This window comes from Pseudomonas sp. UMAB-08, assembly GCF_900095225.1.
GTDB lineage: Bacteria > Pseudomonadota > Gammaproteobacteria > Pseudomonadales > Pseudomonadaceae > Aquipseudomonas.
The window spans coordinates 66599-82794 of sequence record NZ_LT607423.1 but is presented as its reverse complement, the minus strand read 5'-3'; the positions used below and the strand labels follow the sequence as shown (position 1 = coordinate 82794).

The window sequence follows — 16196 nt, the reverse complement described above, 5'->3', positions numbered from 1 at the left end:
CTGCCGGTGCGACCAGTGTCAGCAGCAGAATCAATGAGTGGAGCACACGCATGGGTGAATCCTTAAGCCGTTTTTGGAGTCAGGCGCTCGAACAGCGCTTCTAAAATATTGAATCGCTCTTCCGGGCGCTCCATCGGCACCATGAACTTGAACAGCGTGGCACCCTCGAATTTGTAGCGGTTGGGCTGGCCCTGAATCAGCTTGATCAGCACCAGCGGATCAACTTGGGTATCGGCGCTGAATTCAATTCGTCCACCCTGCGGTCCGGCGTCGACTTTTTTGATGCCTAGCTGCTCGGCCTGCAATTTGAGCAGTGTCAGGCGCACCAGGTTTTTGGTCGGCTCGGGCAGCAGGCCGAAGCGGTCGATCATCTCGACCTGGAGGTCCTTGAGGCCCTCTTCGTCGGCGGCATTGGCGATGCGTTTGTACAGAATCAGGCGTGTATGGACATCGGGCAGGTAGGCTTCGGGGATCAACGCTGGCAAGCGCAGGTTGATTTCCGGGCCGCCGCCCAGGGGTTGGTCGAGGTTTGGCTGTTCGCCCTTGCGAATGGCCTTGACCGCGCGTTCAAGCATTTCCATGTACAGGGTGAAGCCCACGGCCTGGATCTGCCCGCTCTGCCCGTCGCCCAGCAGTTCGCCAGCACCACGGATCTCCAGATCGTTGGTCGCGAGCACGAAGCCCGCGCCGAGGTCCTGGGTGTTGGCGATGGCTTCCAGGCGCTTCTCGGCATCCGGGGTGATCTGTTTCCGGGGTGGGGTCAGCAAGTAGGCGTAAGCCTGGTGGTGACTGCGGCCGACCCGGCCACGTAATTGGTGCAGTTGAGCCAGACCGAATTTGTCGGCACGTTCGATGATGATGGTGTTCGCGCTGGGCACGTCAATGCCCGTCTCGATGATGGTCGAGGCGATCAGCACGTTGAAGCGCTTGTGATAGAAGTCGCTCATCACCTGTTCGAGATCGCGTTCGCGCATCTGTCCATGACCGATGCCGATACGGGCTTCAGGCACCAGTTCGGCCAGGTCGGCGGCGCATTTCTCGATGGTTTTCACGTCGTTGTGCAGGTAATAAACCTGGCCACCACGCAGCAGTTCCCGGAGCAGTGCTTCCTTGACCGTGCTTTTGTTCTCTTCCATGACAAAGGTGCGCACGGACAGGCGGCGAGCTGGCGGTGTGGCGATGATCGACAGGTCGCGCATGCCCGATACGGCCATGTTCAGCGTGCGCGGGATCGGGGTTGCGGTCAGTGTCAGGATATCGACTTCACTGCGCAGGGCCTTGAGTTGCTCCTTCTGACGCACGCCGAAACGGTGCTCTTCGTCGATAATGACCAGGCCCAGATTCTTGATCTTCACATCGTCCTGCAGCAGCTTGTGCGTGCCGATGACGATATCAATCTTGCCTTCTGCCAGGTCCGCGACTGCCGCGTTGATTTCCTTGGCGGACTTGAAGCGGCTCATGACTTCCACGCTCACCGGCCAATCGGCAAAGCGATCGCGGAAGCTGTTGTAGTGCTGCTGGGCGAGGAGGGTGGTCGGCACCAGGATCGCGACCTGACGTCCGCCATGTACGGCAATAAAGGCTGCGCGCATTGCCACTTCGGTTTTGCCGAAGCCCACATCGCCGCACACCAGGCGGTCCATCGGCTTGGGTGCGAGCATGTCGGCACGCACGGCATCGATGGTGGTTTGCTGGTCCGGGGTCTCTTCGAACGGGAAGCCGGCGCTGAACGTCGCATAGTCGGCTTTCGGGTCGGCGAAGGCATACCCTTCACGGGCGGCACGTCGTGCGTAGATGTCCAATAGCTCGGCGGCGACATCACGTACTTGCTCGGCCGCTTTGCGTTTGGCTTTCTGCCAGGTTTCCGAACCCAGTCGGTGCAGCGGCGCAAGGGCGTCATCGCTGCCGGTGTAGCGGGCGATCAAGTGCAGGTTGGCGACCGGGACGTACAGCTTGGCGTCTTCGGCGTAGGCCAACATCAGGAATTCGGCGACCTGATTCTCCACTTCCAGCGTCGCCAGGCCCAGGTAGCGGCCGACGCCATGGTCGATATGCACCACTGGCGCGCCTTCGCGCAGTTCAGTAAGGTTTTTGATGACTGCGTCATTGTTGCCGCCGTCGGTGCGTTTTTCCCGGCGTCGACGCTGCATGACCCGCTGACCGAACAGTGGGCTTTCGGCCACCAGCGCCAGAGATGGATCCTCAATCAGCAGGCCCTCATCGAGTGGGGCAATGGTGATCGACAGGCGTTCGCTGCCACTGACGAAGTCCGGCCAGCTGTCCACGGTTTTCGGTCGCAGTTTCAGGCGCTCAAGCAGTTCCAGCAGGACTTCCCTGCGTCCGGCGGATTCTGCGGTGAACAGCACGCGCCCTGGGAATCCTTCGAGAAATGTCGACAGCGCCGCCAACGGTTGTGTGGCCTTGGATTCAATCGCCAGATTCGGTAACGGCAGCGCCGGGAAGCGTTCGCGGCCAACACCAGGTTCGACGTCCTGCTGGCTGACAACCACGCGAGGCCAGCTTTTCAGGCGAGCGAAGCAGTCTTCTACTGGCAAGAACAATTCATTGGGCGGTAATAACGGTCGCTCAGGGTCGACGCGCCGCTCTTCATAACGGTTGCGGACGTCGTTCCAGAAGTTTTCCGCCGCTTGTTCGATGCCGGGCAGCGAGAACACCTGAGTGTCCTGGGGCAGGTAATCGAACAGGGTGGAGGTTTCGTCAAAGAACAACGGCAGGTAGTACTCGATGCCGGCCGGTGTGATGCCGCTGCTCAGGTCCTGAAAGATCGGGCAGCGACGGAAGTCCACGTCGAAGCGCTCGCGAAAGCGGGCCTTGAAGCGGGTCACGGCATCTTTTTGCAGCGGAAACTCTCGCGCCGGCAGCAGCCGAACCGATTCGACTTTGTCGATGGAGCGCTGGTTTTCCGGGTCGAAGGTGCGCAGGGTTTCGATTTCGTCGTCGAACAGGTCGATCCGGTACGGCAGTTTGCTGCCCATCGGGAACAGATCGATCAGGGCGCCACGGACCGCGAACTCGCCGTGCTCATACACCGTGTCGACGCAGCGATAGCCGCTGGCTTCAAGCCGGGTACGCATCTGCTCGACATCAAGCTTCTGGCCGATGTCCAGCACCAGGCTGCTGCCGAGCAGGAATTTGGTGGGTGCCAGTCTGTGTAGCGCCGTCGTGATGGGTACTACCAAAACGCCATGCGCGAGTTCCGGCAACCGATAAAGGCTGGCGATGCGCTGGGAAATGATGTCCTGGTGCGGCGAGAACAAATCGTAGGGCAGGGTTTCCCAATCCGGAAAATGCAGAACCGGCAGCGTAGGCGCAAAGAAGCTAAGCTCTTGTTCAAGGCGCTCGGCACTCTGGCTGTCGGCGGTCAACAGCAGCGTGAAGCGCTTGGCGGCGCTGGCAGCCTCGGCAATAGCCAGGCTCAGGGCGGCACCAGGCAAGTTGCCCCAGTGCTGTTTACCTGCAGCGGCAGGGAGTAGCGGTAGGCGCAGGACAGGCACGGGAGGTTGAGCTCCAAGCGTTACAACAGGGGTTGCGATTGTAACGGGCGGAGGCAGGCGCTGTCAGTTTTCAGCGCGCCGGAAAATGCAGTGCCGTGTAATCTGATAGCCGTGCATTGCTCATAAACAAAGGCGGCGGCATAATGTAGCCCCTTTTTTCAGCCCCTACATGTGGAAGGTTCCCGTGACTCAGAAGCCCGACCAGTGTCTTGGTGAATGGATCGATCGTGAAGCCCTCGCCGAGGCGATGATCCCCCTCATCGGTCAGCTCTACCGCAATAACAATGTGGTGAGCTCGATCTATGGCCGCAGTCTGATCAACCGTTCAGTCATCGCGATTCTCAAAGCCCATCGCTTTGCTCGTCATCGCCAGGCCGATGGCAGTGAGCTGTCCGTACACGAAACATTCCCGCTTATCAAAGCCATGAGCGAACTCAAACTGGGTGCCGCTTCGGTGGACCTGGGCAAGTTGGCCGTGAAATTCAAGGCAGAAGGCCAAGGCCTTACTGCTGAGCAGTTCGTACGTGCAGAGCTGGCCGATGTCGTCGGTCAACAAAGCGCCACTGCTCGTAAAGGCAAGGACGTCGTGCTGTACGGTTTCGGCCGGATCGGTCGCCTGCTGGCGCGGATTCTGATCGAGAAAACCGGTGGGGGCGATGGCCTGCGTCTGCGCGCCATTGTCGTGCGCAAAGGCGCCGACAATGACCTGGTCAAACGTGCCAGTCTGCTACGTCGTGACTCGGTACATGGCCCGTTCAATGGCACCATCACTATCGATGAAGCCAACAGCACCATCACCGCCAACGGCAACATGATCAAGGTGATCTACGCGAAGAACCCGACCGAGGTGGATTACACCCAGTACGGCATCAAGGACGCATTGCTGGTGGATAACACCGGCGTATGGCGTGATGCCGAGGGTCTGGGCCAGCATTTGACCTGCGCAGGTATCGAGCGTGTGGTTCTCACCGCGCCAGGCAAAGGCAAGCTGAAGAATATCGTGCATGGCATCAACCATGACCAGATCACGGCTGAAGACCTGATCGTTTCGGCGGCGTCCTGCACCACCAACGCCATCGTGCCGGTGTTGAAGGCCGTCAACGACAAGTTCGGTATCGTCAATGGTCACGTTGAAACGGTTCACTCGTACACCAACGACCAGAACCTGATCGACAACTTCCACAAGGGTGATCGTCGTGGCCGTAGCGCTGCGTTGAACATGGTTATCACTGAAACCGGTGCTGCTACCGCCGCTGCCAAGGCCCTGCCTGAACTGGCTGGCAAGCTGACCGGCAACGCGATCCGTGTTCCAACGCCAAACGTGTCCATGGCTATTCTCAATCTGACCCTTGAGAAGCCAACCAGCCGCGACGAAATCAACGAGTACCTGCGCTACATGGCTATGCACTCGGACCTGCACAAGCAGATCGATTTCGTGCATTCGCAGGAGGTGGTATCCACCGACTTCGTGGGTTCGCGTCACGCCGGTGTAGTGGATGCTGAAGCGACCATCTGCAATGACAACCGTGTTGTTCTGTACGTCTGGTACGACAACGAATTCGGTTACAGCTGCCAGGTTGTTCGCGTGATGGAAGACATGTCCGGGGTCAACCCGCCTGCTTTCCCGCGTTAAGAAGTAACCGCTAGGCCAAGTAACAGGTTGAAAAGTGCCCCGACTCAGTGCGGGGCATTTTTTTGGACGCGATTTGGCTATCCGGTATTAACGCGCTGATAAGAAGCACTGCAGCCTTGTTCAATTCTGCGTGAGCAAGGCTTCTCGCAAGTCGTCTGATACCCCCTGAGCCCCCAGCCAGATCGAGAAATATACCTGGGCCAATTCGTGGTCCAGGCTGCTGAAGATGACCTTGTTGTTGCACTCCATTTTCAGCCCTTGGCCGGGCTGCCAGGTCAAGGCGTACCGATCTCCGTGACGAATACTCTGGATGCTCTGGTTGAGCTGATCCAGTTGTGGCTGCAGGCGGGCGAGGGTTGCTTTGCTTTGCTGGCGTTCGAGCGTGGCACTGGCGGCTTTGATCACGTCCTGACGATCAATGTCGCGAAAATAATACAATTCGAGGCGCTGCGTTTTTTGGGCGGACACCGCCTGTTGGACACTGGTCGAAGGTTCAGCAAACAGGGCAGCAGCGTAAACGTCGACCCATAGATACGTCAGTACCGCCTGGCTCTTGCGCTCAAGCGCAGGTGAGTGGTCGCTGAGCTGCGCGGGGAAGTTTGCTTCCTTGAGGCGCTCTGCCTGATTAGCCAGTGCCAATGGACTGAATATCAGCAGCAGGTAAATCATCAGATGTCGCATAATGGACGCGCTTCGTTGAATGCCTACTGACAGGTTAAGTCAATTTTTGCTCGATGCCGGGCTTGCGAGCAATAAATGTGTTTCGATTTGATAGCGGAGTCACGCGCGTTTAAGTGCAGCGTTAGGCTCATCAGGCGTTGTATGCCTGTACTGCTGATGGGTTCCATGACCGCGTGCGGCTCGGGTGACGGTCTGGAAAGTTTTGGCGGTCCGACTATGGGCAGTACGTATTCGGTGAAATACGTGCGCGGCCCCTCCGGGCCAGACATTGCGCACGTTCAGCCGGAGGTGGAAGCGATTCTGGCTGAAGTCGATCAGCAGATGTCGACCTACCGCAGTGATTCGGACATTGAGCGGTTCAATGGGCTGCCAGCGGACAGTTGTCAGTCGATGCCCGCAGGGGTGTTGGCGTTGGTGCGGGTGGGCGAGCAATTGTCCATCGACAGTCAGGGCTCATATGACCTGACGGTGGAACCCTTGCTCGATGTGTGGGGTTTTGGCCCGCAGGCCCGGGTCGAACACGTGCCGACGGCCGAGCAATTGGCCGTGGTACGCCAGCGGGTGGGGCATGACCACTTGCGCATCGACGGCGACCAGCTGTGCAAGGATGCCCCGGTCCAGGTGGACTTCAATAGCATCGCAGCCGGTTATGCGGTGGACCGCATCAGCGCTCGGATGCAGGCGTTGGGTATCCGCAGTTTTTTGGTCGAGGCGACAGGTGAGCTCAAGGCCGTGGGCAAAAAAGCCGATGGGTCGCCTTGGCGTGTTGCACTCGAAGCGCCCCGAGATGATCAGCAGATTGCCGAAAAAATTATCGAACTCGATGGCTATGGTGTTTCAACATCTGGCGACTACCGTAATTATTTCGAGCAAGACGGACGGCGCTATTCCCATACCTTTGATGCGCTGACCGGTGCGCCCATTGATCACGCGCTGGCATCGGTCACGGTCATTGATCGGTCGGCATTGATGGCCGATGGATTTTCTACCTTGCTCCTGATTCTCGGCCCGGAACGGGGTTGGGCTTTCGCTGAAGAGCATAAAATTGCCGCTTTTTTTGTGATTCGTGTCGACAAGCGTTTTATCATCCGCAGCAATTCGGCGTTCGACAGGTTGTTTTCTGATAAATCGCAGTAGCCCGACAGCGATTTATCGCCCTTGTGTGCGATGTAGTGCAGACAGTATTGGCCTACGACGCGACCAAGGGTTAATGTTCGCCGCTTCCGCGCTTGGTTAGACTGCGCACCTGTTTCGATCCTTCATGCCGCTGGCCGCGGCATGATTTAGCCAGAGACGCCAGAGTGGCGCCTCGGCCTGTTCTAAAGGAGTACGCATGGCTGTCTACAACTACGACGTAGTGGTGCTGGGTTCAGGCCCGGCGGGAGAAGGCGCGGCGATGAACGCCGCTAAAGCAGGACGCAAAGTAGCGATGGTCGATAGCCGTCGTCAGGTCGGCGGCAACTGCACTCACCTGGGCACCATCCCGTCCAAGGCGCTGCGTCACTCGGTCAAGCAAATCATGCACTTCAACACCAACCCTATGTTCAGGGCCATTGGTGAGCCGCGCTGGTTCTCGTTCCCGGACGTACTTAAAAACGCTGAAAAAGTCATTGCCAAGCAAGTGACATCGCGTACCGGCTATTACGCCCGTAACCGTGTCGATGTGTTTTTAGGCACGGGCAGTTTTGCCGACGAGCACAGCATCGACGTGGTATGCCCCAACGGTACGTTGGAAAAGCTGGTGGCCAATCAGATCATCATCGCCACCGGCTCGCGTCCTTATCGCCCGGTCGATATCGATTTCACCCACCAACGAATTTACGATAGCGACACCATCCTCAGCCTCGGGCATACCCCGCGCAAGCTGATCATCTACGGTGCCGGTGTTATCGGTTGCGAATACGCCTCGATCTTCAGCGGTCTTGGTGTGATGGTCGAGCTGGTGGACAACCGTGAGCAACTGCTGAGCTTCCTGGACTCGGAAATCTCTCAGGCGTTGAGCTATCACTTCAGCAACAACAACGTGATGGTTCGCCACAACGAAGAGTACGAGAAGGTCGAAGGCCTGGATCATGGTGTGATCCTGCACCTCAAGTCCGGTAAAAAGATCAAGGCCGACGCCTTGCTCTGGTGTAATGGCCGGACTGGCAACACCGACAAGCTCGGATTGGAAAACGTCGGGATCAAGGCCAACAGCCGTGGTCAGATCGAAGTCGATGAGAGCTACCGGACCAGCGTACCGACCATCTATGGTGCGGGCGATGTGATCGGTTGGCCTAGCCTGGCCAGTGCGGCCTATGACCAGGGTCGTTCAGCGGCGGGCAGCCTTGTCGACAATGGCAGCTGGCGTTTCGTCAACGATGTGCCAACCGGGATCTACACCATTCCGGAGATCAGTTCGATCGGCAAGAATGAACACGAACTGACCCAGGCGAAAATACCGTACGAAGTGGGCAAGGCTTTCTTCAAGGGCATGGCCCGGGCGCAGATCTCCGGCGAGCCGGTCGGCATGCTGAAGATCCTGTTCCACCGCGAGACGCTGCAAGTGCTGGGCGTGCATTGCTTTGGTGACCAGGCGTCAGAGATCGTGCATATCGGTCAGGCGATCATGAACCAGCCGGGCGAGGCCAACACCCTCAAGTACTTCGTCAACACCACCTTTAACTACCCGACCATGGCAGAAGCCTATCGGGTAGCGGCTTACGACGGCCTCAACCGGCTTTTTTGAGCGGCTCCGGCCGGTGGCCTGAGCCGGCCGGGGAGACCGATTTCAGCAATTCCCGAGAGTGGCAGTGGCCAAACCGGGAAAGTCTGTAATCAGGCTATCTACGCCGAAGTCGGCGAGCCTGCGCATCAGTGCAGGTTCGTTGACTGTCCATACCGATACGTGCAATCCCTGACGCTGGGCTTTCTGCAAGCGCTCGGGGGTGCACAGTGTCCAGTTCAACGCCAGAATCCTGCAGTCATAACTTTGCGCGACCTTCAGAGGGTCGAGCCAGGCGTATTCAGCCACCAGTCCGCGTGACAGGTCGGGTGTCAGCTCCAGTGCTGCGCGCAATACTTCCCGCGAACTCGACGTAACGGTGACCTTGTCCAGCAGGCCGTGACGCTGAGCCAATTCCCGAATCGCCAACACGGTGGTCGCAGCGCGTGTGCGGGATGCGCTTTTGACTTCCAGTTGCCAATGATCGAAGGCGCATTGTTCGAACAATTCTTCCAGACGTGGAATCGGGCAGGGATGAACCCAGCCTGGGCCGCCTTTGCGCGCATCAAAAGTCACCAGGTCTGCAGCGTCCTGCTCGATGACTTTGCCGCGCCGATCCGTGGTGCGTTTTAGCGTCGGGTCATGGATTACCATGAGTTCGCCATCACGGGACAGGTGCAGATCCAGCTCGCAGCGGCGAACGCCGTGCTTGAGGCATTCCTGGAAGCTGGTCAGGGTGTTTTCCGGTGCTTCGCCTTTAGCGCCGCGGTGGCCGTAAATAAGGGTCACGTTTACTCCTTGTGGGTTTTAGCGCTGCTTGTTGCCTAAGCGTCTTCGTTACCTGGGCTCAGAGGTTTTCACGGGATAGCCAGATTTGTCAGGTATCACGCCTCTGAGCCATTGTTTTGCTCTCGCGCCAGACGGCGTTGCTGGGATTGTCGTTGCAAGATGTAACGGGCGAGCAGCTGTCGCTGGGCATCCGGGAGGTCCTCGAACTCAGTACCAATCTCGAAATTTCCGATCTCGCGAGCGTCGCAGTGCGTGACCTTGGCGTTCATCATCAAGCCCAGTGCTTGTGGCATCAGCACCATCTTGATGGACAGTTTCGTGCCTGCGGGAATCGGCAGCGGATGATGAAACTGCACACCGCCTTCGGAGAGAATCACCAGCTGTGGCTCGCCTATCTTGCCCAGGACGGTGTGTGCCACGACTTGGCCGAGCAAATCGATGCGCTTGTTCAGGGCCTTCAGATAGCTACCGAGCGCGCGGTCGTTATCGCCTAGCTGGCGTAGCAAATGTTGGGACTCGAACTCGCTGACATGCAGTTCGCTGAGCAGGTTGAACAACGTGGACGTGTCCTGCGCAGGCGTCTGATGGGTCGCGTGGGTGCCGGACAGGTGGTTAATTTCCAGTGCGATCGTGTCCTCGATACGGTAGTATTCGCGGCGATCTTCTTCATTTAATGTCGACATGGCGAACCCATGGTAGCGGCGGTGTTCTGAGTGTAAAGCTGCTCGCTGAGCCCCGCCACAAGGACGTTCCCTTTCCTCCGAACAAGCCCCGACATGTTCAGACCTCTTTTTGTATTTATTGGCACGCGTTATACCCGTGCAAAACGCCGCAATCATTTTGTCTCCTTCATTTCCCTGACGTCGATGATCGGCCTCGCCCTTGGCGTCGTCGTGATGATCGTCGTGTTATCGGTCATGAATGGTTTCGATCATGAGATGCGCACCCGTGTGCTGGGCATGGTGCCCCACGCGACCATCGAGTCCGATCAGCCGATCAGCGACTGGCAAAGCCTGGGCGACAAGGTCAAGGCAAACCCCAAGGTTGTCGCGGTTGCGCCGTTTACCCAAATGCAGGGTTTGCTGACCAGCAACGGTCAGGTGCAGAAGGTGTTGCTCAACGCCATCGATCCGGCGCAGGAACGCAAGGTTTCGATCATCGATAACTTCATGCTGAAGGGGCGCCTGGATGATCTGGCCCCCGGCAGCTTTGGCATCGTTATCGGCGACAAGGCCGCCACCAAGCTGGGCGTGGGTCTCGGTGATAAACTGACCTTCGTCGCCCCGGAAGTGACCGTTACCCCCGCTGGAATATTTCCGCGGATGAAGCGTTTTACTGTCGTCGGCATCTTTCATGTCGGCGCTGGCGAACTGGACGGCTACCTCGGCTTGACCAATCTCACCGATCTGGCGCGTCTGCATCGCTGGAAACCGGATCAGGTGCAAGGGCTGCGTCTGAAGTTCGACGACCTGTTCGAGGCACCCCGCGTATCGTGGGAAATCGCGCAGACGTTGGGTGATCATAATTTCTATGCCCGTGACTGGACCCGGACGCAGGGCAATCTGTATCAGGCGATCCGTATGGAAAAAGCCATGATCGGCTTGCTGTTGTTGCTCATCGTTGCGGTCGCTGCCTTCAATATCATTTCCACGCTGGTGATGGTGGTCAACGACAAGAAGGGTGATATCGCGATCCTGCGCACCCTGGGCGCTACACCGGGGCAGATCATGGCGATCTTCATGGTGCAGGGCACGGTCATTGGTGTGGTCGGGACGCTGATTGGCGCCGTGGTGGGGATTTTCGCCGCGCTCAATGTCAGTGCTGCGATCTCCGCGCTGGAAGGTTTGCTCGGGCACAAGTTTCTCAATGCGGACGTCTACTTCATCGACTACCTGCCGTCGCAATTGATGGCCGAAGACGTGCTGCTGGTCTGCGGTGCCGCATTGATTCTGAGTTTTCTCGCCACCCTGTATCCAGCCTGGCGTGCTGCGCGCACCCAGCCTGCGGAGGCGCTACGTTATGAGTGAGTCGGGCATGAGTGATAAAGCAGTACTGAGTTGCCGCAATCTGGGCAAATCCTACGAGGAAGGCCCGGAGTCGGTGGTGGTCCTTTCGGGCTTGCAACTGGAGTTGCACCCCGGCGAGCGCGTCGCCATTGTCGGCAGTTCGGGTTCCGGTAAGAGTACCTTGCTCAATCTGCTTGGCGGTCTGGATACGCCTTCGCAAGGCAGCGTGTGGCTGGCGGGTGAAGAATTGTCGGCGTTGGGCGAAAAAGCCCGGGGTCTGTTGCGTAACCGGGCGCTGGGGTTTGTGTATCAATTCCACCACCTGTTGCCTGAGTTCACCGCTCTGGAGAACGTCTGCATGCCGCTGTTGATCGGCCGTACGGCGATCCCGGAAGCCCGTCAGCGTGCTACCGAGCTGTTGCAGCGGGTAGGGTTGGGGCATCGACTGGCGCATAAACCATCGGAATTGTCTGGTGGCGAGCGTCAGCGCGTGGCGATTGCCCGGGCGCTAGTCAACCGGCCGGGACTGGTGATGCTCGACGAGCCGACCGGTAACCTCGATCATCACACGGCGCAGGGCATTCAGGATTTGATGCTGGAGCTCAGTACCTCATCGCAAACGGCGTTTCTGGTCGTGACCCACGACATGGCTCTGGCCCGGCAGATGGATCGAGTGTTGCGCCTCGAAGATGGTCATTTGGTCGCTGATTGATTCAATCAACCCGGCGCCGGTTGTCACGGCGTCGGGGTTTTCATTTTTTCTACGGTGCTCCGCGAATGTTCAGACCGTTATCAATTTTTATTGGCGCGCGCTATACCCGCGCCAAGCGCCGTAATCACTTCATTTCGTTTATTTCGATGACCTCGATGATTGGCCTCGCCCTGGGCGTGTTGGCAATGATCGTGGTGCTGTCGGTGATGAATGGTTTTCAGCGTGAAATGAGCTCGCGGATTCTGGGCATGGTGCCCCACGCCGTCATCGCCGGCGTGACGCCGCTTGACGACTGGAAGCCCGCAGCCGCTGCGGCGATGAAGAATCCCGAGGTGACCGCTGCCGTTCCGTTCACCGAGATGGAAGGCATGTTCTCCTATAAGGGTTCGATGCAGCCTATCCAGATCAGCGGCGTTGATCCGGCGCTGGAGCACAAGGTTTCGATTGTTGCCCAGCACATCACTCAGGGGCGCCTGGAAGACCTCAAAGCCGGTGAGTTTGGTGTGGTGGTTGGTGAAATCACCGCTCGACGTTTTCGCCTGAACGTCGGCGACAAGCTGACTCTGATCGTCCCGGAAGTCAGTAACGCGCCGGGCGGCATTACCCCGCGCCTGCAGCGGCTGACGGTGGTCGGCGTGTTCAAGGTCGGTGCCGAGCTGGATGGCTCCATGGCCCTGATCAACGTCGCCGACGCTGCGCAAATGCAGCGCTGGAAGCCTGATCAAGTGCAAGGCGTACGTCTGGCGCTGAAGGATCTGTACACAGCGCCGCAGGTCTCGGCTGCCATTGTTGCCGGCCTCGGTGCTGATTACCGCGCCGATGACTGGACTCACACTCAGGGCAGTCTGTTCAGTGCGATGAAAATGGAAAAGACCATGATCGGCCTGTTGCTGCTGATGATTGTCGCTGTGGCGGCGTTCAACATCATCGCCACCTTGATCATGGTAGTAAACGACAAAGGCGCTGACATCGCCATCTTGCGCACCATCGGTGCCACACCTGGGCAGATCATGACCATCTTCATGGTTCAGGGCACCGTCATCGGGATCGTGGGCACCATTATCGGTGGTGTTCTCGGCGTGATCGCTGCAATCAATGTCAGCGAGATGGTGGGCTGGCTGGAGCGCGTCACCGGGCAGCACATCTTCAGTTCCGATGTGTACTTCATCAATAACCTGCCATCCCAACTGCAATGGGAGGATGTTGTGTTGATCTGCAGCGCCGGATTTATCCTGAGTTTTCTCGCGACGCTCTACCCAGCCTGGCGTGCGGCACAGATCCAGCCGGCCTATGCGCTGCGCTACGAGTGATTTCCGTGCGGTGATTCACGGTTTAATTCAGGCCGGCAACTCAATCACAAAGCGTGTCCAGCCGTCCGCCGATTCGCAGCGAATCTGCCCGCCGTGGGCGCGGATGATTGACTGAGTGATCGCCAGCCCCAGCCCTGCGTGCTCGCTGCTGCCTTCGCTGCGTGCAGGGTCCGCGCGAAAAAACCGATCGAACACATGGGGCAACGCTGGTGCAGGAATGGTTGCTCCGTTGTTTTCGATGCTCAGTTGCACCCCTTGATCCGAGCGGGATATGCGCATTGCGACCTGTCCGCCTGCCGGGGTGAAGCGCAGCGCGTTGTCCAGCAGGTTGGAGATAGCGCGGCGCAGCATATTGCGATCACCAGCCAGTGTGGCGTTGCCTTCGCGTGACAGCCGCACCTGCGCGTCCTCGGCCAAGGGTGCGAAAAACTCCAGTACTGCGTCCGCTTCGTCTTCCAGTTGCAGGGTTTCCCGCGTCGGGTTAAGCAGGCCGTGTTCGGCCTTGGCCAGATACAGCATGTCGTTGATCATCTGCGCCATCCATTGCAGTTCCTCAAGATTGCCGAGCAAGGCTTCGCGATAGTCCTCGGTCGAGCGCGGGCGGGTGAGGGTGACTTGTGTGTGGGTCAGCAGGTTGGACAGCGGCGTGCGCAGCTCATGAGCAATGTCCGCAGAGAATGCCGAGAGCCGCTGAAAGGCGTCGTCGAGGCGTCCAAACATGGCGTTGAAGGCGTGCGTCAGTTCCGCCAGTTCAGCGGGCATTTCCGTCTGCGGCAGGCGTGTCGTCAGCGAGCTGGCCGAGACGCTGGCGGCGATTTCGCTCATTTGTCTGAGTGGTCGGAGGCCGCTGCGCGCCGCCCAGGCACCCAGCAGTGCCGTGGCCAGGGCGGAGAATCCGACCGTGAGCCAGATCAAGTGCTGCATGCGCTGAAGAAAGTGTTGGTGATGGGTCACGTCCAGCAACAGCGTCAGTTGCGGTGAATTAACGGCCTCAGGCTCGAGCAAGGCGCTATACGTTCGAAAGTCAGTCTCTGTGCTGTGCAAGGTGTGCAGGCCATGCGGAGTGGGCAATGTCGCCGGGAGCGTCGGCAGGCTGTCGAACCAGATGACGCCGTCACTGCCGCTGAGACGCAGTGCCAGGTCCGGTTGATGACTGAGTTCGCTTTGCAGCGTCGCTTGTCGAGCGCTGAGATCGGCTTGGCTCGCAACACCCTTCAATACCGAGCGAAATGTCTGCAACTTGCTGTCGAGTGATTGTTGGTCCAGTTCGATGAAGTGCGCTTCACTGGCTCGATTGAACAGCACGCCCGCGGTCAACGAAACCACGGCAGTGCAGGCTGCGAACAGCAGTGCCAGACGACTGCTGAGGGACAGACGAGCCATCACAGGGGGCGCTCTTCTAGAACATAGCCCATGCCGCGAACGGTATGGATCAGTTTGTTTGGGTAATCATCATCGACCTTCAAGCGCAAGCGGCGGATGGCGACTTCAATCACGTTGGTGTCGCTGTCGAAATTCATGTCCCAGACCTGTGATGCGATCAGCGATTTAGGCAGCACTTCACCCTGGCGCCGCAACAGCAGTTCCAGCAGCGAAAACTCTTTGGCCGTCAGGTCGATGCGTTGTCCATTGCGTTCTACTCGCCGACGCAGCAGGTCGAGGCGCAAATCGGCCAGTTGCAGATGAGTTTCCTGCGCGACGCTGCTGCCACGACGAAGCAGGCTGCGCACCCGGGCGAGCAGTTCAGAGAAGGCGAAGGGTTTCACAAGGTAATCATCGGCGCCCAGCTCAAGGCCTCGAACCCGATCCTCCACTGCATCGCGGGCGGTGAGAAACAACACAGGCGTCTCCAGTCCGGCGCTGCGCACGGCCTGGAGTATCTGCCAGCCATCGCGGCCGGGCAGCATCACATCAAGGATCAGCAGCGCGTAGTCGCCGCTCAACGCCAAGTGCTGTCCCGTGGTGCCATCGGCCACCAGTTCGGTGATGAAACCGGCCTCGTTCAGGCCTTGGCGCAGGTAATGGCCGGTTTTCGGTTGATCTTCGACGATTAGTAATTTCATGGGCGACTCGTGGCGACCGCGGAGGAGCTTATGCAGCGGTACTTTATAACGCGAATGGCAGATTCAAGGCCGAAGCTGACAAAGTTGTAATCTCCCGGTCAGCTAACTGCCAGCGCTGCCTCTCTACAGTAGGGTGATTGATTGTCGCTTATTTGGAGAAGTCTATGGTTTCGCTTGTTCGTATTGCCGTGGTCGCGGGGCTGCTGGGGTTGAGCCTGCCGCTAATGGCTTCGTCTGCCCATACACTGAACTTCGGTCACGCTGCTCCGGCGGCTCAGGCTACCCGCACAGTCGAGTTGACCTTGGGCGATATGTTTTTCGAGGACAAGGCTATTCAGGTCAAAGCGGGTGAGACGGTGCGCTTCGTCCTCATCAACAAGGGGCAGTTGCTGCACGAGTTCAACCTTGGCGACGCGGCCATGCACGCTGAACATCAGAAGGAAATGCTCGCGATGCAGCAAGGCGGCATGCTCTCGCCGACGGGTATGAGTCATGAGGCAATGAGCCATGAGGCAATGGATCACGGCAGTATGGGTCATGACAGCATGATGCAAGGTGCAATGAATAATGATAAACCCATGAAACACGACGCCCCCAACAGCGTGCTGGTCGAGCCGGGCAAAACCGCCGAATTGACCTGGACTTTCAGCAAGGCCAGCGACCTTGAGTTTGCCTGCAATATTCCCGGGCATTATCAGGCCGGGATGGTCGGTAAGATCAACATCGTCGACTAGGCGCTGAAAGCTGCGGGCAAACCCTATAAACTCGTGGGGATTATTTAGC

At 58.4% G+C, this 16196-nt stretch carries 13 protein-coding genes; 7 read left to right on the top strand and 6 right to left on the bottom strand.

Features of this window, described 5'->3' with window-relative positions; translation table 11 throughout:
* Positions 1-62: 62 nt before the first annotated feature.
* Entirely contained in the window at positions 63-3515 is a 3453-nt protein-coding gene (gene mfd, locus K0F75_RS17305; protein ID WP_219063176.1) for a transcription-repair coupling factor, read from the bottom strand.
* Between the two features lie 169 nt (positions 3516-3684).
* On the opposite strand from mfd, the gene K0F75_RS17300 reads away from it, so the two are divergent.
* Entirely contained in the window at positions 3685-5148 is a 1464-nt protein-coding gene (locus K0F75_RS17300; protein WP_219063175.1) for a glyceraldehyde-3-phosphate dehydrogenase, read from the top strand.
* 120 nt (positions 5149-5268) lie between these two features.
* Here K0F75_RS17300 and K0F75_RS17295 read toward each other — a convergent pair whose 3' ends face one another.
* Positions 5269-5829: a chalcone isomerase family protein gene (locus K0F75_RS17295; RefSeq protein ID WP_219063174.1), complete on the bottom strand. Its 561-nt coding sequence runs from the start codon at positions 5827-5829 to the stop codon at positions 5269-5271.
* Positions 5830-5970: 141 nt separating this feature from the next.
* Between K0F75_RS17295 and K0F75_RS17290 the strand changes: the two genes are divergently transcribed.
* On the top strand, positions 5971-6966 hold the full coding sequence (locus tag K0F75_RS17290; RefSeq protein ID WP_219063173.1) for an FAD:protein FMN transferase: 996 nt from the start codon (positions 5971-5973) through the stop codon (positions 6964-6966).
* 196 nt (positions 6967-7162) lie between these two features.
* Positions 7163-8557, top strand: coding sequence for a Si-specific NAD(P)(+) transhydrogenase (sthA, locus tag K0F75_RS17285; protein ID WP_219063172.1), 1395 nt, complete (start codon positions 7163-7165; stop codon positions 8555-8557).
* Positions 8558-8599: 42 nt separating this feature from the next.
* Here the strand turns inward: sthA and K0F75_RS17280 are convergent, their stop codons facing one another.
* A complete protein-coding gene (locus K0F75_RS17280) occupies positions 8600-9322 on the bottom strand; it encodes a glycerophosphodiester phosphodiesterase (RefSeq protein ID WP_219063171.1) in 723 nt (240 codons plus the stop codon).
* 95 nt (positions 9323-9417) lie between these two features.
* Complete coding sequence (locus K0F75_RS17275) at positions 9418-10005, bottom strand: PilZ domain-containing protein (RefSeq protein ID WP_219063170.1); 588 nt, start codon at positions 10003-10005, stop codon at positions 9418-9420.
* A gap of 93 nt (positions 10006-10098) precedes the next feature.
* Here K0F75_RS17275 and K0F75_RS17270 point away from each other — a divergent pair, with 93 nt between their 5' ends.
* The 3 genes from K0F75_RS17270 to K0F75_RS17260 all read left to right on the top strand — a co-directional run bounded on the left by K0F75_RS17270 (position 10099) and on the right by K0F75_RS17260 (position 13350).
* A complete protein-coding gene (locus K0F75_RS17270; RefSeq protein ID WP_219063169.1) occupies positions 10099-11349 on the top strand; it encodes a lipoprotein-releasing ABC transporter permease subunit in 1251 nt (416 codons plus the stop codon).
* 7 nt (positions 11350-11356) lie between these two features.
* A complete protein-coding gene (lolD, locus tag K0F75_RS17265) occupies positions 11357-12040 on the top strand; it encodes a lipoprotein-releasing ABC transporter ATP-binding protein LolD (RefSeq protein WP_219063168.1) in 684 nt (227 codons plus the stop codon).
* A 65-nt stretch (positions 12041-12105) separates the two neighbouring features.
* Positions 12106-13350, top strand: coding sequence for a lipoprotein-releasing ABC transporter permease subunit (locus K0F75_RS17260; protein WP_219063167.1), 1245 nt, complete (start codon positions 12106-12108; stop codon positions 13348-13350).
* Between the two features lie 27 nt (positions 13351-13377).
* Here K0F75_RS17260 and K0F75_RS17255 read toward each other — a convergent pair whose 3' ends face one another.
* On the bottom strand, positions 13378-14733 hold the full coding sequence (locus K0F75_RS17255; RefSeq protein ID WP_306823047.1) for a heavy metal sensor histidine kinase: 1356 nt from the start codon (positions 14731-14733) through the stop codon (positions 13378-13380).
* A complete protein-coding gene (locus K0F75_RS17250; protein WP_219063165.1) occupies positions 14733-15413 on the bottom strand; it encodes a heavy metal response regulator transcription factor in 681 nt (226 codons plus the stop codon). Before K0F75_RS17250 ends, K0F75_RS17255 begins: the two co-directional genes overlap by 1 nt.
* Positions 15414-15577: 164 nt before the next feature.
* Between K0F75_RS17250 and K0F75_RS17245 the strand changes: the two genes are divergently transcribed.
* A complete protein-coding gene (locus K0F75_RS17245; RefSeq protein ID WP_219063164.1) occupies positions 15578-16147 on the top strand; it encodes a plastocyanin/azurin family copper-binding protein in 570 nt (189 codons plus the stop codon).
* Positions 16148-16196 lie beyond the last annotated feature (49 nt).

Coding starts and splice junctions, on each gene's coding strand:
- K0F75_RS17300 (WP_219063175.1), top strand. CDS start 3,685: ATGTGGAAGGTTCCCGTGACTCAGAAGCCCGACCAGTGTCTTGGTGAA.
- K0F75_RS17295 (WP_219063174.1), bottom strand. CDS start 5,829: ATGCGACATCTGATGATTTACCTGCTGCTGATATTCAGTCCATTGGCA.
- K0F75_RS17290 (WP_219063173.1), top strand. CDS start 5,971: ATGCCTGTACTGCTGATGGGTTCCATGACCGCGTGCGGCTCGGGTGAC.
- sthA (WP_219063172.1), top strand. CDS start 7,163: ATGGCTGTCTACAACTACGACGTAGTGGTGCTGGGTTCAGGCCCGGCG.
- K0F75_RS17275 (WP_219063170.1), bottom strand. CDS start 10,005: ATGTCGACATTAAATGAAGAAGATCGCCGCGAATACTACCGTATCGAG.
- K0F75_RS17270 (WP_219063169.1), top strand. CDS start 10,099: ATGTTCAGACCTCTTTTTGTATTTATTGGCACGCGTTATACCCGTGCA.
- lolD (WP_219063168.1), top strand. CDS start 11,357: ATGAGTGATAAAGCAGTACTGAGTTGCCGCAATCTGGGCAAATCCTAC.
- K0F75_RS17260 (WP_219063167.1), top strand. CDS start 12,106: ATGTTCAGACCGTTATCAATTTTTATTGGCGCGCGCTATACCCGCGCC.
- K0F75_RS17255 (WP_306823047.1), bottom strand. CDS start 14,733: ATGGCTCGTCTGTCCCTCAGCAGTCGTCTGGCACTGCTGTTCGCAGCC.
- K0F75_RS17250 (WP_219063165.1), bottom strand. CDS start 15,413: ATGAAATTACTAATCGTCGAAGATCAACCGAAAACCGGCCATTACCTG.
- K0F75_RS17245 (WP_219063164.1), top strand. CDS start 15,578: ATGGTTTCGCTTGTTCGTATTGCCGTGGTCGCGGGGCTGCTGGGGTTG.